Source organism: Paracoccus salipaludis (genome assembly GCF_002287065.1).
Classification (GTDB): domain Bacteria; phylum Pseudomonadota; class Alphaproteobacteria; order Rhodobacterales; family Rhodobacteraceae; genus Paracoccus; species Paracoccus salipaludis.
Map to the genome: position 1 here is coordinate 1 of NZ_NSJZ01000129.1, position 561 is coordinate 561.

1 protein-coding gene is annotated in these 561 nt (G+C 67.0%); it reads right to left on the reverse strand.

The genetic code is table 11. From position 1 onward, the window contains the following. The coding region (locus CK240_RS17860; protein ID WP_135058972.1) for a phage major capsid protein at window positions 1-561 on the reverse strand (561 nt) is incomplete at both ends.

The window sequence follows — 561 nt, forward strand, 5'->3', positions numbered from 1 at the left end:
CTGCCGGGCTCAGGGCCCAACCCAGGTTGCCGAAAGCGGCGTTCGCGCTCAGCACCGCCATAGGCATGGCGAGGGCTTCCGCCCGGCTCGGAGTTGCCAGCGTCAGGTTGTGCACCCCTTCGGCGTTCACCACCCCAACCGGGGTGTTGCCGGTGCCGTCACCGATAAGGGCGGCCTTGTCGATGGCGGCCGCGATGACATAGGCGAGGTCGCGGCGCACGATGTCCTCAATGCCAGGCACGGCGTTGATGAGGGTGCGGCGGCTGTAGCTGGTCAGGGCGCCAACCGTGTGCGGGCTCAGCGTCACATCGTCAAAGGTGAGGTCGGTTTCCGTCAAGGGTTGGTCTTCGGCAACCCATTGCGCCGTCGCGCTGCCGGTCTGCTTGGGAATGTCCTGGTCGCCCACCAGGTTGTCGAGCACCGTTGCCCCCAGGCGGCCGATAACCAGCGCATCCCGCAGCATGTCGATGTAGAGGTCGGCCCGGTGCTGCGTCGGATAGAGCGGCGCGGCGGCCCCGGTCGTCAGCATGGTGCGGGTGAAATACTGGTCAGGAACCGCGA